Below are 13,801 nucleotides of genomic sequence, written 5' to 3'. Positions count from 1 at the left end.
TTTAACCATGGGCCTTAAATTCCAGTTTTGCCGCCCGGAGGCAACTACATTTGGGAGCCTATTGTTAAATACCCGAACTTGAAAATCAATTGAAACCAAATGACAAACCCCAGTGGGTTCTCCACCGGGGTTTGTTGTTTAAATACTCGTGTTTCCTACGTTATTAGCCCAATAGTTTCAGCGCCAAGTTTTGGGACTGATTCGCTTGTCCTAGGACTGAGATACCCGCTTGCAACAAGATTTGATTTCTTGTCATCTCGGAAGTCTCTGCCGCAACGTCAGTGTCTCTGATTCGCGAGTTCGCTGCTGACAAGTTCTCATCTGCGATCAACAAGTTGTTTGAAGTCGATACTAGACGATTTTGTAGCGCACCGAAGTTCGCACGAATCGCATTGATCGAAGTCAAAGCCGTGTCAATCAAGCTCAAGCTTGTTTGCGCGCCTTCTTTAGTACCAACTGACTCAACTGCCAGTCCTAGTGCATCCAAAGAAGAGTTCGCGGCACCCGCGTTGAAGCTAATACGATCCTGGAATGGATCATTGTTAACACCAACTTGGATATCAATCATTCCACCTGTTCCGTTTAGAAGTTCGTATCCATTGAATTTCGTTGATTCAGTTACACGCTGAATCTCTGATTTCAATTGTTGATACTCAACATCTAGGAACTTTCTTTCTGTTTCACCGATAGTGTCAGAAGCTGCCTGCACACCCAACTCTCTCAAGCGGATAAGCATGTTAGAAACTTCATTCAAACTACCCTCTGCTACCTGCACTAGAGAGATACCATCGTTGGCATTTCTATTTGCTTGGCGCAGACCACGAATTTGGCCTTTTAAATTTTCTGAAATCGCAAGTCCGGCAGCATCGTCAGCAGCTTGATTGATTCTTTGTCCAGAAGCCAATCTTGCCATTGATCTGTCTGCATTAATTCGTGTCATGTAGAGGTTTTTTTGTGCATTCAATGCTGACACGTTCGTACCAATTCTTAATCCCATCTTCTATCCTCCGTGTATCATGTTTCTTCCTCCGTGAAGTGTTGCCATCCATTGGCATAAGACGCGATCCGTGCGTCTGTTAAATTAATAAATTGTCGGCTTGCGATAAGCTGACGCTTTACTCATCGGAAAAATATTGAAGTCACTCGAGTCCAGTTTCTCAGAAAATTTTGAATTTTATTTAAGGGAAATTTTTAGAAAGTAAGAGTGTGCGCAGCACACGACAGAAAAAAACACGACAAGAACGTCGTCATCAACGGAAAGACTCCGTCGGAAAAATAAGAAAAATACTCTCCCCGCATTCACTTCCATTTTCGATTTTCAATTTTCGAAAATGTGGTCCCCCACATTTCTGTGGGGGGCACGTCGCAGGAAACAGATCAAATGTCAGCTCTCAAATAGAGCTTCGGGCTTATATACACTCGGAACTACTCACCGCAGTGAGCGTTCTCTATGAGGGTGATCTTGATCGTTGAAGATAAGATCGGGAACCGGTCTTTCTAGGTCTGAGTCGGAACCCTAGTTTATGCTAGGGTTATCGATTAACCTTGGAAAGATTTGTTCAAGAGTCCAAGTGCTACGTTAGCTTGTTGGTTCGCTTGTGCTAGTACGCTAGTACCTGCTTGCAACAAGATATTATTTCTAGTCATTTCTGAAGTCTCTTCAGCTACGTCCACATCTCTGATACGAGAGTTAGCGGCTGACATGTTCTCAACTGAAACCTGGATGTTCGAAACAGTTGATTGAAGACGATTTTGGATCGCACCGAAGTCTGCGCGCATTGCAGAGACACTCACGATCGCTTGGTCGATTGCTGCTAGAGCATTTTGTGCTGAAGCTTTATCTGCAACTGACGTCAAGTTTACACCAAGTGCTGCAGAGTTAGCGTCTGCTTTTGATGCGTCGAAAGAGATACGGTCGATTTCTGGATTATTTCTAGTACCTACTTGGAAGTCCAAGATAGAACCGACACCCGCCAAAAGTTGAGTTCCGTTGAACTCTGTACCTTCAGAGATACGATCGATCTCAGATACCAATTGATCATACTCCACATTCAGGAACTGACGCTCAGTCGGTCCGACCGTGTCAGAAGCTGCTTGTACAGACAATTCTCTTAGACGAATTAAGATCCCTGAGATCTCATTCATCGAACCCTCTGCTACTTGCACGAGAGAGATACCGTCTTGAGCATTTCTTGATGCTTGTTTTAGACCGCGAACTTGAGCTTTTAAATTCTCAGAGATCGCTAGGCCGGCGGCATCGTCACCAGCGCGGTTGATACGGAATCCTGAAGCGAGCTTTTCCATGCTCTTATCAAGACCGATCTTCGTGCCCCACAAAACTCTTTGTGCGTTCAACGAAGCTGTGTTCGTGTTAATTCTCAAACCCATAATTCCTCCTCCTTGAAGATTTACCGAGTTTCGATCCTTGAAACTCGAGGCGCCTTACTGGTGCCCTTGGGTAGTTCATTTCTCCCCCTACTGATCGGTGTGTCTCAAAATTCCTAAAGTGATACGTCTCAAAAAAATGCAGATCTAGCCTAAAGACGGGCCACGATGCGGCGTAACTCATTGAAATTACTACAAATCGATAATACAAAATTCTGTATCTAGACCTTACAAAGTGTCTCACGACTAGGGCTAGTGCCCTCGTCCTGACCCCAAAAAAGGTGGGTTTCCGGGCGTTGACACCCCCGTTTCTTGCCCACATATATAGACAAGTTCAATTCGCGGAGGTTTTTAGTGGAAATCAGAGATCCTATTCACGGTTCGATCTATTATGCAGATCCTGAAGTAGCCATCTTAGACACTGCTGAATACCAACGCCTACGCGCGATCAAACAACTTGGTTTTTCTGAGATGAGTTTCCCAGGTGCAACTCACAATCGTTACTTGCACTCTGTCGGTGTGGCTCACATGGTGGGAAGAGTCTTTGATTCTATCTTCCGCATTTATCCGTTTTCAAAACCTTCAGTAAAAACTCGTTTGCGCCAAACAGTTCGCTTGGCAGCTTTGCTTCACGATGTGGGTCACGGTCCGTTGTCTCACACAACTGAAACAGTCATGCCTCAGCTGTCAGAACTTAAAATCAAACTTTATGATGAAGAGCTTAAGTACGGAGACACTGCTCACACGGTGATGTACAAAAATCGCCGTGCGAATCACGAAGACTATACGATTAAGTATGTTACGGATTCCAAGATCTCTGAAACGATTGAAAAGAACTTCACAGATATCGCTCCGATTTATATCGCGTGCTTGATCGACAAAGCTCTGCACTGCCCTGACGATTTCTTTATCGACAACGGTGTGGACTTCCGCCCGATCCTTTCGCAATTGGTTTCAAGCGAGATCGATGCAGATCGTATGGATTACTTGGAACGCGATTCTTACTTCTGCGGAACGAACTACGGTAAAATCGATTCCCACTGGTTGATTCAAAATATGACCTTCCACCGCGTGGAAGATAAGTTGTATCTAGCTTTGAACCGCAGAGCTTTGTATTCCTTCGATGACTTTTTGATTTCTCGCCATCACATGCATTTGATGGTTTATGGTCACCACAAATCGATCATCTATGAAGAGATGCTGAATCGCTATCTGACGTCTCCGGACTGCACATTCCAATTACCTGGGGATATTAACGAGTACACTTTGTACAATGACTACCGCTTGCACGAACATTTGCGTTCTGCGAACAATCCGTGGGCACAAAGAATTGCCCAACGTCGTCCGTTCAAAGTTTTGCTGGAACAGCATAATACGACAGAGTCAGATCGTCCTGAGATGGTTAAGAAAGCTTTGGAAAAAGAAGGCCTTGAAGTTATCTGGGCGAGTTCCCATGCGCGTCTGTCGAAGTACCACACGGCTTCCCCGGAAGAGCGTGCTTCACAGATCTTTGTCGTCGATCAATTGGACCCTTGGAGCCAACCAACTCCAATCAATCAATCGACAGAGATCTTCCGCCGCTACGAAGGCACACGCATCATCGACCGCATCTATGTCGCTCCTGAAGAATTCGAACGCGCAGACAAAATCCTACGAAACATCAAAATCTAAAGAAAAGCCCTTCCAAAAGAAGGGCTTTTTTATTTTGGCGGGACGACTGCTTCGAAGTGGCGGTCTTCTGCTTCGATCCATGCTTTTACGTGATCTGTTAATGGTGGACGCTCAGAGGTTACACCGACGAGGTTGATCAATTCTTCCGTCGTCACTAGGCCGCCTGATTTTTTTAGGAATCTTGCGCGGATCATACCGAAGGCCACAGGTTCGCCTTTTACGATGAACTTGTGCTCGATGTATGTGTATTTTTCGTCCCAATAAGCCAAGCGAGTACTGATCTGGAATTTTTGAAAAGGTTTAATGGATTTCTTAAAGCGCATGCGTTCTGAAACCACAACCGGATACCAGCCGTTAGCATTCATCTTAGGCATCGCTCCCATACGAATCATGTAATCCACACGAGCTAAATCCTGCATCGAAAAATAAACACCGTTGTTGATGTGACGAAGAACATCCAGATCCGTTGGCCAGCAACGATAAGGAGTTAAGCACTCATCCATCGCGCCAACGTGAGAACGAAAGCGCGAGAATAAAAGAGTATAGATAAGACGGAAAATCAGATTCATCAATTCACCGAATTAGGAAAGAGAAAACTTCTGACCATTCATAGTTGCACCAGCTGGACTCACCAGGAATGCAACTGTTTGAGAGATCTTGTCTGCCTCTGTGATCTTTAAAGAAGGATCGATGGCTTTCATTTTCTCCATCGCTTCTTTAATCGATTTAGATTCTGGATCGTGAGCCAAGATGTACTCTTCAGTTAAAGCCACCGTCAGAGTATTTACTGTCACATTGAATTCAGAAGTTTGTTTCGCCAAAGCAGACGCAAAATCCACTAGACCCGAACGAACCCCATGGCCCATCACGTCTTCTTTGATTTTTGCTACTGGAGAATCATTCAGGACGTAAATGATGCGGCCTTTTTTGCGGCTCTTCAAATATCCGATCACAGCTTGAGTCAGCATCAAAGGAAGCTTCAAGTGACGATCTAACATCTCATCAACCAAATCAATACCACCATCCATGCGGATCGGTGATGGCTTTTGAATCATGTTAGCGTCGATATAAATATCCAAACCACCAAATGTCGTTGCCGCTTTACCAACAGCTTCTCTGATTTGATCTGGAGTTTTAAGTTCAGTCTGAATAGCCATTGCACGACCGTACTTATCGCTGATCTCTCGAGCATCATTGATTTGATTAATAAATGGAGATGCGACCGTTTTATCTGGATCCAAGATCACGCAATCCGCTCCAAGTCTTGTCAGAGTCATTACGATACTTGAAACAGTCGTAGTCATTGGCCCTGCAATAAGGGCCACACGTTGATGCAAATTCAGGCTGTTATCCATTGCTGTCCTAACTTAGATACGTTCAATAATAATCGCGATACCTTGACCACCGCCAATACAAGCGGAGCCCAATGCATACTTCGCATTTCTGCGATGAAGTTCATAAACCAAGTGATTCATGATGCGAGTTCCAGAAGCACCCAAAGGATGTCCTACGGCGATCGCCCCACCATTCACGTTTGTTTTAGCAGGATCAAGACCCAACTCTTTTTCAACAGCAAGGTACTGAGCCGCGAATGCTTCATTCACTTCCACAAGATCCATTTGCTCAAGCTTCAATCCAGCTTTTTGTAAAGCCATGCGTGCGGCTCCCGCAGGACCAATACCCATGATGCTTGGTTCACAACCGACAGACGCGTAACTTACGATACGAGCCATTGGCTTTAAACCCAACTCTTTAGCTTTGCTTTCGCTCATCAACAAAGAACAAACTGCTCCATCAACGATGCCCGAAGCACCTGCGGCTGTGACAATGCCGTCTTTTTTAAAGACTGGCTTCATTGCCGCCAGTTTTTCCAAAGTAGAATCTGGCTTTGGATGTTCGTCTTTATCAACAACTACAGAACCTTTGCGAGTTTCTACAGTCACTGGAGCGATCTCTTCAGCAAAGTAACCTTTATCGAAAGCTGCTTTGTAACGAGTTTGTGATTGGATTGAATATTTGTCGGCCATTTCACGAGTGATGTTGTATTTCACTGCTAGGTTTTCCGCAGTGATCGCCATCGGAGTACCCGCATAAGAATCCGTCAATGCAGACGTCATCATATCCTCAAGTTCAAAGTTCCCCATGCGCATACCATCGAAGCGAACTTTTCTGGCTACGTAAGGAATTTGCGACATCTGCTCGACACCACCCGCAAGAACTGCAGTGGCCTCACCTGTTTGAATCATTTGAACTGCGTTCACCCATGATTGAAATCCGCTTCCGCACAGACGATTCACACCCAGAGCACCAACGTTCACAGGAACGCCCGCTTTCAAACCGATATGACGTGGAAGATAAATAGCATCTTGTGCAGACTGCACAACATTGCCAAATACCACATGGTCAATTTTGTCAGGAGATAATTTTGCCTGCTCTAGAGTCGCTTTTGCAGCGATGACTCCAAGGTCAGTTCCTGATACGTCTTTAAGAGATCCGCCGAAGGCGCCGAATGGTGTTCTTTTTCCTGAGATAAATACGATTTTTTCCATGGAATAAGCGTATGCTTATTACCACTGCCAAGCAAGGCCTATCATAGCTAGACTATTCGAGCTTGTTCCCTTGTGACTGAGAGTTAGATCTTTGTCTCTGAAAACTCTCTCTCTGAATTCAACATCTGTGGAAGCAGCTGCTGCATTGTAATTAACTGCAGCGTTTAACCAACCTTTGTATTCCATCTTAGCGAGCGCTTGAAATGCCTCGACTCTAAATGAAAAGCGGTGCGAAATACCCTGCTTTGAGGAGGCAGGAACAACGACATCTGTTTTCAATGTCTCTTGAGTTTCTTGAATAGCTTTACCCAGCAAACTTTCTTGAACGACATCAGAATTAAACCATAGATTAAATGTTCTATCGGCAATTCGAGTCATCATAGTGGAAGTGGTTTCAGCATAAACATTATCTGTTGGGATAACTTTCTGCACATCTTGGGTCGTGATTTTTGGAGTGACATTATCAACTGGGATTACCAGCTTTTTGGTCGTCGAAAGCTCAACACCAGCCATGCACTTTCCAGAGCAGACGAGAGCAGATAAAAATAATAGGATGGACCAAACATATCCCATAGCTCTATTCCTATACAAATAGCGTTCCACTTTTAGATCCTAAAAGCCCCTTAATTTTAAGATCAGCTGCAAATAACAAGGACGCCTTACAAACCAGGCGCAAAAGGTGCCCTTTGTCGCGTCAGTTGTCGTCATTTCGACACCACTGTTAAGAATATGTTTCAGGTTGGGACACCTTTTGCACTCTTGAGGAGGGTCCGACATTTTGGGCAGCCTAGCCGTAACTACGATCAAGTGATTTCAGCACTTTAGCTGGATTCGCTTGCTGGAAGCTTGCGGAATTTGGCCAGCACAAATTGTTAGTCGTTGAATTCTTCGACACAGTTGGGAGTTGTCGCATGAGTAAAATGAACGTTAAAAAGTGTGCGCTTGCCGCCGTTCTATCGGTCGGTTTCTTATCACCACAAATGCCTCATCAAGCATTTGCTCAGTCTGTAGCGCCATCTAGTTTTCCGATTGATCTATTTGAACCATCTCCTTCGTCGGGTAATGATGGCGGCGGAAACGTCAATATTGCAAATCGCAATCAAGGCAACTCCGGCAATCAATCCCAAGGAAATCAGGGTAATCAAGGCAATCGCGACAACCGCTCAACGGGAAGTTTTCAACGCCCTCAACCAAGCCCAAGTCCGAGCCCATCAACTCAAAACAGAGGTTCAACACCTACGAACTCTTCTCGCCCAACAATGAGAGCCGTAAAGGTTTCTGATGAGTTTGCTTGTAACCTTTTTGAAAACAGCTCCCAAGCTGCACTTATGCAGGCGATCACGGATATGTCTCGCGAAGTACAAACGAAAGCGAGCTGCTCGACTGATAGTTCTGCTGATAAAATTCAAAAGAACTCTCAAACTGTCATGCAAAACGTTAAGGTTCTTCAGAAGATCATGAACTCTAACACGGGCGCAGAAGTTAATTACAATGAGCTTTCCGATGCAATGACAGCAACTATGGATGCAACCACTACGATTGGTGACATCTTAGGTGATAATTCCTTCTTGAACTCTAAATGCGGTCAGGATTCTATGGGCAGTGGTAAAACACTTTTAGCCTTCAATGAAATCCTAGATGGTATCGCACCATTGGCGCTGTTCGCAGTTTCCATGAATGCAGCCCTGGCTCCAGCTCTTCCATTCGTATTGGGTGGTGCTGTTGCGACAAAAGGTATTACGGCTCTTACTAAATCCATCGAGAACAAAACGATTGATATGAGCTTGCAAGATCAACGTATGGCTGTTTTCCAAAATACGTGTCAGTACATTAAGGTTTCTAAAAAGGTAACTTACCTTCAATTGACTGCTGACAATCGTTTTAGCGAGTTCAGAAACTCTTTGCAGAATGAGCTTCCACTTTATAAAGCCAGTCTGAACAGTAAGAAAATGTCCACTTTCACTAATACAGTATCAACTTCAAAATACGACCAAGTGAAAGAACAATACGCAAGAGACCTTAAAGACTTTAGAGATCTTGAAGCGAGTTACAGAAAAGATGCTGATTCTGGCGAAATGAATGTGTGCTACTTTGGTCGTTCAATTCTCCAAGATTTAAGAGAATCAAAGTCTGATGACTTTGATTTCCCAGCTTCTATTTTCAAGAACTTGAAAAACGCCCTGGATTTGGACAACACAAAAAGAATTAAACGTGTGAACGTAGATGCTCGTATCAGCACGAATAATTACTATGAAAATGAAATCTCTAGAGCAAACCCTAAGAACATCTCTGAGGCTCGTTTGTGCGCAACGAATACTAAGGAGTGGTTCTCAAACGTTGAAAAAACTTTAGGTGAAATTGAGCAATTGATCGTGGCCGGTGCTTCTTCTAAAGGTGGCAAGAAAACTGAACAAGACAAAGCCCGCGAACAAGGTAAAACCTTCGACCGCGTGAGATACGCAATGGAAGAGCTTTCTAAAGACAGCTCTATCGTGAATAGATCAAACATCGTTCAAGGCGCTGACTCTATCAAAGTGGGTCTATTCGGCTCTAAAAGAGAACCACCTGTACTTTCTTGGATCAAGTACACGTCTGGGATCTATGACCAAACGATGGCTTCTTACAATAGAGGCATTAAGGATCTTCAGATCATTGCGATGAATTTGACGGATTCAGCTCAACAGATTCGTAAGCATCTTTCTCAGGTGAACAATCGCGAGATGTTGATCATTGGTCAGAACTATAGAGAGGACAAAGCTCAAGCAGCGGCTCTTTCTAACTTGGTTCCTTCAAACAAAAACATCAATGCTGAAAAGCGTACTTTGATTTGCTCGGCTTTGAAGCAAACGTATGTTCACTACATCAACGCTTGGGACCACTTAGGTACTATTCAAGTTATGTGTGACATGGTTTCTGGTGTGCTTGATAACTCCATGCACTCTGGAATCATTAAGTACTGTGCAGGTGACTTGTTGCTAAGAGGTACGCCATCAACGATCGGCAACACTCAACAGCAGCTTCAATCATACTATGCGCAAGCAATGTTAGTTCGTGATCGCATGTCTAAACTAAGCTGCGAAGAAACGCTGAATTAAACCACCAAAGCTAAGGTGAAATCTGGACAAGCTCCGGATTCACCTTGGCAATTTCTACGATCTGTTCACGACTTAATCCTGAAGAATTCGAACGGAAAACAACAGTCACTCCGTTTTGAACTAATTCTCTTACATCTTCCATCACAACTGCCGAGTTCACGTTATAAACGAACGGTCTTGCCTTCGCCAACGTGACCAAATCCTGCTTGCTCAATCCCGCAGTCGCGCTCATCACAACCATTTGTACACCTTGAGACGCCAGACCATTCAAATACTCTTTCGCGATGCGATTGCCATCGACGTACAAAACGTAAGGACCGACTTTGGCCATCTCTTCCAAGTCTTCGCGAGTGTAGGTTGTTTTATTAACAGAGATCCCAATATTAACGTTCCGAGATTTCAAAAGATCCAAAGTATCAAATTTATTGGTAAGACCGATTTGGTTTTGGCAGTAGTTAACTTTCGCAACCTTAGCGATCTCTTTCACATCATAAACGGAAAGAGCACTGGCATCAGTCCCCAAACAATCAGCAAACTGCGGAGGCAATGCCGCGAACGAAACAGAAGAAGAAAGAAGCAAAGCTGAGATAATTTGAATACGCATAAAAACCTCCACACCAAAATTGTAGAAGCCTCGTCATGTAAAATCCAAATAGAATTATGTGTTAGCTGACAGAAAAACTATTCGTCTAAGATATAGTTGATTGGATCGACGGGCGTTCCGTTGATTCTGACTTCGTAGTGACAGTGAGGGCCTGTTGAACGACCCGTGTTACCCACGGCACCGATAACGTCCCATTTGCTCACACGTTGACCCACTTGAACGTAAATCTGTGACATATGACCGTAACGAGTTGTTACACCAAAGCCGTGATCGATACTCACAAGCTTACCGTAACCTTCGTCATAACTTGCAAAGATAACCACACCATCAGCCGGAGCATAAATCGGAGAGCCCGGTGCTGCCGCGATATCTAGACCCGCATGCAAAGTAGTTTTACCCGTGAATGGAGAAGTTCTGTAACCAAAGCGCGATGTGATCCAACCTTTTGCAGGTTTCATGTTCGGAGTCGCGTTCAACAAGCTTTGACGCTCAGACAAGCTCTCCCACAAATCGATAACACTTTGCTCTTTTAATTGAGTTTCTTTAACGGCGCGTTCGATACGAATAACCAACGAGGCGTAATCTTTATCAGCTGTTTCAGCTGCCAACTCCCCCGCTTGATCGTTCAGAGGTTTTTTGTTCGCAAACGCGGGATCCTGCTGAGCTAGCATTTCACCGTCATCACGCGCTTCCATTGGTTCGTATTCCTCAACCGGCTGATTTGGAGCTGGTTTTGGTCCCATGGTAAGTTTCGTAATGCGATCTTCCGCATCCACGTTCGTGATCAATTTCAATTTTGTTGTGAATGTTTTTACGCGCTCCAAAGAATTTTCAAGGGCGCTAACTTTACTTTCAACGACTTGGAATTGCTTCGTCAGCTGAGCATTTTCAGCCTTAAGACGTTTATTTTCCATGGCTTGAAGTAACAATCCGAAATAATCGACAAGGCCTGCCGCGAAGATAATGATAACGACAGCAGAAATGAAGGACACGGCTTTCAGCCAGGCTGCAGAGAGCACCAATTTACGGGTTTTGCCCGTTTGGTTACTCACTATAAAAAGCGTGACCTTCTTTTTATCCAAAAATTCCCCTGTCCACTAACCGATTACTCGTAAAAATGAATCAACATAACAGTGACGTTATCGTCACCACCATTAGCCAGTGCTTGTTCTACACAAGCTTTAACTACTTTGTCAGGTTTATTTTTATTGATGATGTCGCAAATTTTTGCGTCATCAACTAGACCAGAAAGGCCGTCTGAGCAAAGCAAAAACATTTCTCCTGGAGCTACTTCACGCTCGATAATATCAGGATAAGTTTCTCTCTCATAACCAACGCTGCGTGTGATCACATTTCGACCCACAAATTGGCGAACCTGTTCTTCACTCATCACACCCGCACGAAGTTGTTCATTGATCAAAGAGTGGTCTTCAGTGATTTGCCAAAGCTGAGGTTTTTTGTACATGTAGCAACGAGAGTCGCCAACATTTCCCACGTACAGATGATTGCCGCGTAAAAACGCCATCACCATCGTGGTTCCCATCCCAGAAAGCTCTGGTCTTTCATTCGCCGCTTTATCGAAAATGCGACGAGAAGATTCTTCGTAAGAAAGTTGAATCAATTCACGCGGAGATCGAGTGCTCGCACTTGGTTGAAGCATGATTTCTTCAACTGTCTCGACAGCCATGCTGGAAGCGACTTCGCCGCCAGAGTGCCCACCCATACCATCCGCCACAACAAAGAGACCCAACTCTTTGTTGACGAGGCATGAGTCTTGATTTGATTCACGTCTGAGGCCTTTATCTGTTAAATACCAGCAGTCAAATTTCATAGAAGTTACATTCTCACCTAAAGGCCTTCGTACGTCAAAGTCCGGCCCTAGACCTCTGTCGAATTATCACAAATCTGGCTCACCTACACCTCATCCTCAGGTGTCATAATACCGATAGGAAGGGGTGAGGTCCTATGAAGAAGTCACCGTCTTTCAAAAAGTATGTGCTCCTTTCAGTAGCCGTCCACGTTTTGGTGTTCGGCGGTTTGTATATGGTCGAAGCACTGCAATTAAAATTTCCAAAGAATGAGAGCGTCAGCATTGACCTGATCACTCCAGAGGAAATGCAGAAGCTCGTGGCCGAACAAAAGCCGGAAGAAACTAAAAAAGTTCCTGCTCCTGCTAAGGGCGCTGTTTTGAAAAACCAAATTGTTGAACAAAACGACTCAATCAATGAGACGGCACCTGTGGACACGCGTTTTGTCAGCGAGAAAAATCAAACCGTTACTAAGCAGACTGTTGCTAAGGAAGTCGGCGCTTTCCAAAACATCAAAAAAGCTGGACCACAAAAAATGGGAGCTAAGGGTGATGGAAAAGTTAAGGCTCCTAAGTCTGAAGTAGCTACAAAGGCGACGCCTGAACAGCGCGAGGCTATTGCTCGTGATTTGTTTAAAGGTTTCGATCCAGCAGAAGCTTTGGAAAGACAGAAAGTTGCTGATCGCAAAAAAGCTGCTAGCGAAGAAGGCCAAGGCCTTGGTCGAGGTAACGACGAGCTGATTACACAAGAAGGCTCGGAAGTTAGCCGTGATAACAATGCGATCAAAGATGTTGAGCAAGGTCTTGAGACAATGCTGAACACTCGTGAATTTAAATATGCGTCTTATTATAACCGCATCCGCCGTCAGCTGAACCAACACTGGGAAGGTCGCGTGCGTGAAAAGTTATCTAAGATGTTTAAGGAAGGTCGCTCCCCTGCATCAACAGGACAAGATCGTATCACTCGCTTGATTGTTGTTCTAAATAACCAAGGCACTCTGATGGGTGTAAAGGTTGTCAGTGATTCCGGCGTTCGCGATTTGGATGATGCAGCTATCGAGGCCTTCCGTGCCGCAGCTCCATTCCCAAATCCACCGAAAGGTATCGTTGAAGGCGACGGCACAGTAAAAATCCGTTGGGACTTCGTTCTTGAATCTTAAGCGCGCTTTTTATTAAGCGCCTTGAGTCGTTTTTCTACGGCTTTCATTTCAGTTGTTTTCCGCACATTTCCATTAGGAAACAGTAGCTCTGCCGGATGAATATTTAAAGCCGCACCAAATATACCTGCATATTTAAGTGTCATTTCGATTCTGCCATTTTCGAGTGCACTAATATTTGAGCGCTGGATACCTGACACCTCAGCTAATTCATCTTGCGATAGGTTTGCGCGAATGCGAGCGCCACGCAAAACCAATGCGGCGGTAAGATCCTCACCCATAAGTTCATTCAAAACCTCTCTCATTTCTCTCATAGTACTACTTCCTATAATTGTGATTCTCAGTAACTCGATGAATCTCTACGATGACTCTATGGTTAAAAATTCTATAGATTATTCGTCCCGACTTACTGAAGGCAGAAGATCTATAACCGAGCCAATTTCCATGCAGAGCGTGATCATGCCAATCCCTGCTTCGCGCAATATATTCCGGTCCGTACTCTGTCATTTGGTCAACCCAATCGTACAAAACTG

Annotated in this window: 13 protein-coding genes; 3 read left to right on the top strand and 10 right to left on the bottom strand. The window is 44.5% G+C overall.

Annotated elements, in window-relative coordinates; translation table 11 throughout:
* Window positions 1–163: 163 nt before the first annotated feature.
* Entirely contained in the window at window positions 164–997 is an 834-nt protein-coding gene (locus ACLVWP_RS01825) for a flagellin (protein WP_413559669.1), read from the bottom strand.
* A 542-nt stretch (window positions 998–1,539) separates the two neighbouring features.
* The gene (locus ACLVWP_RS01820) at window positions 1,540–2,388 is read right to left on the bottom strand and encodes a flagellin (protein WP_413559667.1); all 849 of its coding nucleotides are present in this window, start codon (window positions 2,386–2,388) and stop codon (window positions 1,540–1,542) included.
* A 351-nt stretch (window positions 2,389–2,739) separates the two neighbouring features.
* On the opposite strand from ACLVWP_RS01820, the gene ACLVWP_RS01815 reads away from it, so the two are divergent.
* Window positions 2,740–4,056 carry an HD domain-containing protein gene (locus ACLVWP_RS01815; RefSeq protein ID WP_413559666.1) on the top strand — a complete coding sequence of 439 codons (1,317 nt, stop codon included), beginning with the start codon at window positions 2,740–2,742 and terminating at the stop codon, window positions 4,054–4,056.
* A 29-nt stretch (window positions 4,057–4,085) separates the two neighbouring features.
* On the opposite strand, the gene ACLVWP_RS01810 is transcribed toward ACLVWP_RS01815, so the two are convergent.
* The 4 genes from ACLVWP_RS01810 to ACLVWP_RS01795 are packed head-to-tail and all read right to left on the bottom strand — an operon-like array spanning window position 4,086 to window position 7,178.
* Complete coding sequence (locus ACLVWP_RS01810) at window positions 4,086–4,625, bottom strand: acyl-CoA thioesterase (protein ID WP_413559665.1); 540 nt, start codon at window positions 4,623–4,625, stop codon at window positions 4,086–4,088.
* 12 nt (window positions 4,626–4,637) lie between these two features.
* Window positions 4,638–5,411 carry an SDR family oxidoreductase gene (locus ACLVWP_RS01805; RefSeq protein WP_413559664.1) on the bottom strand — a complete coding sequence of 258 codons (774 nt, stop codon included), beginning with the start codon at window positions 5,409–5,411 and terminating at the stop codon, window positions 4,638–4,640.
* Between the two features lie 12 nt (window positions 5,412–5,423).
* Window positions 5,424–6,605: an acetyl-CoA C-acetyltransferase gene (locus tag ACLVWP_RS01800; protein ID WP_413559663.1), complete on the bottom strand. Its 1,182-nt coding sequence runs from the start codon at window positions 6,603–6,605 to the stop codon at window positions 5,424–5,426.
* Between the two features lie 18 nt (window positions 6,606–6,623).
* Window positions 6,624–7,178, bottom strand: coding sequence for a hypothetical protein (locus ACLVWP_RS01795; RefSeq protein ID WP_413559661.1), 555 nt, complete (start codon window positions 7,176–7,178; stop codon window positions 6,624–6,626).
* A gap of 338 nt (window positions 7,179–7,516) precedes the next feature.
* On the opposite strand from ACLVWP_RS01795, the gene ACLVWP_RS01790 reads away from it, so the two are divergent.
* Window positions 7,517–9,700, top strand: a complete 2,184-nt coding sequence (locus ACLVWP_RS01790) for a hypothetical protein (protein ID WP_413559660.1) — start codon at window positions 7,517–7,519, stop codon at window positions 9,698–9,700.
* A 10-nt stretch (window positions 9,701–9,710) separates the two neighbouring features.
* On the opposite strand, the gene ACLVWP_RS01785 is transcribed toward ACLVWP_RS01790, so the two are convergent.
* From ACLVWP_RS01785 to ACLVWP_RS01775, 3 genes are all read right to left on the bottom strand, one after another.
* On the bottom strand, window positions 9,711–10,304 hold the full coding sequence (locus ACLVWP_RS01785; protein ID WP_413559659.1) for a hypothetical protein: 594 nt from the start codon (window positions 10,302–10,304) through the stop codon (window positions 9,711–9,713).
* A 77-nt stretch (window positions 10,305–10,381) separates the two neighbouring features.
* On the bottom strand, window positions 10,382–11,356 hold the full coding sequence (locus ACLVWP_RS01780) for a M23 family metallopeptidase (protein WP_413559658.1): 975 nt from the start codon (window positions 11,354–11,356) through the stop codon (window positions 10,382–10,384).
* A gap of 53 nt (window positions 11,357–11,409) precedes the next feature.
* Complete coding sequence (locus tag ACLVWP_RS01775; protein ID WP_413559657.1) at window positions 11,410–12,135, bottom strand: Stp1/IreP family PP2C-type Ser/Thr phosphatase; 726 nt, start codon at window positions 12,133–12,135, stop codon at window positions 11,410–11,412.
* A 134-nt stretch (window positions 12,136–12,269) separates the two neighbouring features.
* Between ACLVWP_RS01775 and ACLVWP_RS01770 the strand changes: the two genes are divergently transcribed.
* Window positions 12,270–13,271 carry a TonB family protein gene (locus tag ACLVWP_RS01770; RefSeq protein WP_413559655.1) on the top strand — a complete coding sequence of 334 codons (1,002 nt, stop codon included), beginning with the start codon at window positions 12,270–12,272 and terminating at the stop codon, window positions 13,269–13,271.
* Here ACLVWP_RS01770 and ACLVWP_RS01765 read toward each other — a convergent pair.
* The gene (locus ACLVWP_RS01765; protein WP_413559653.1) at window positions 13,268–13,582 is read right to left on the bottom strand and encodes a helix-turn-helix transcriptional regulator; all 315 of its coding nucleotides are present in this window, start codon (window positions 13,580–13,582) and stop codon (window positions 13,268–13,270) included. The genes ACLVWP_RS01770 and ACLVWP_RS01765 overlap by 4 nt on opposite strands.
* Window positions 13,583–13,801 lie beyond the last annotated feature (219 nt).

The sequence above is a fragment of the Bdellovibrio sp. HCB209 genome, from assembly GCF_047306065.1.
Classification (GTDB): Bacteria; Bdellovibrionota; Bdellovibrionia; order Bdellovibrionales; family Bdellovibrionaceae; genus Bdellovibrio.
Note: the sequence above shows the minus strand (reverse complement) of the source record. Positions and strands in the feature narration are given on the sequence as shown.